This window comes from Streptomyces muensis (assembly GCF_021474425.1).
In the GTDB taxonomy this organism is placed as follows: Bacteria; Actinomycetota; Actinomycetes; order Streptomycetales; family Streptomycetaceae; genus Streptomyces; species Streptomyces muensis.
The window spans coordinates 1-1120 of sequence record NZ_JAKEIP010000588.1; the positions used below are offsets into that span (position 1 = coordinate 1).

A 1120-nucleotide genomic window follows, 5' to 3' on the forward strand; every position below is an offset into this window, starting at 1 on the left:
ATCCCTGGGGGCGGAGCCCCCAGGGATGGGACGGGTAGGGGCGGCGGGGGCGAGGAAAATCGGGAGCACTCCTGGCCGCCACCCCCCTACCGTGACCCCATGAGCCGTCCCGAACCCGACGTCCGCCCCATCACCGAGGCCGACATCCCCGACTGGATCAGGGCCCTGAACACCGGCTTCCTCCGCACCCCCGACGTCGCCGACACGGAGATCGCGGACCGCAGCTCGTACCTCGTCCCGTCCCGCACCCTCGGCGCCTTCGACAACGGCCGCTGCGTCGCCACGTTCCGATCCTTCGCCCAGGAGATCACCGCGGTCGGCGGCACCCCGGTCCCCGCCGACGCGATATCGAACGTCACCGTCACCCCCACCCACCGCCGCAGAGGCCTCCTCACCCGCATGATGGCCCACGACCTCACCGCGGCGAAGGACCGCGGCGACGTCGTGGCCACCCTGATCGCCGCCGAGTACCCGATCTACGGCCGCTACGGCTTCGGCCCCGCCACCTGGACCACCCAGTGGACCGTCGACGTCCCCCGCACCGGCCTCGACCGGAGATGGTCCGGCCCCGAGGACGGCGGCCGTATCGACCTCGTGGACGGGCCGGACGTACGCAAGCTCGGACCCGAGCTGTACGAGAGGGTGCGCGGGGCGCAGCCGGGCGCTGTCGACCGGGACGAGCGGTGGTGGCAGGTCGCCACCGGGGCGGTGCGCCTGGACAGGTCCCCGTGGACCGAACCCTTCTTCGCCGTGTACCGCTCGGCGGGCGGCGAGGTCCAGGGTCTGGTGTCGTACCAGGCGGACGACCACTGGGGCGACGGCAAGCAGCCGCTCAACACGGCGTCCGTGAACTGGCTGATCGCGGCGACCCCGGACGCCGAGCGCGCGTTGTGGCGCTATCTGTGCTCGATCGACTGGATCACCACGGTGAAGAGCGGCTGGCGGGCCCCGGACGACCTTCTGCCCTTCTACCTGCCCGATCCGCGGGCCGCCAGGGTCACGACTCGGGCGGACTGGCTGTGGGTGCGGATCCTGGACGTCGTACGGGCCCTGGAGGCGCGGACGTACGAGGGGCACGGGGTGCTCGTGCTCGACGTCGTCGACGGGGACGGGGGCGGCG

General features: G+C 72.6%; 1 protein-coding gene. It reads left to right on the forward strand.

Annotation, left to right across the window (positions count from 1 at the left end; translation table 11 throughout):
- Positions 1-99: 99 nt before the first annotated feature.
- Positions 100-1120, forward strand: a 1021-nt coding sequence (locus tag L0P92_RS44555) for a GNAT family N-acetyltransferase (RefSeq protein ID WP_234768827.1), incomplete at its 3' end; no start/stop codon positions are given.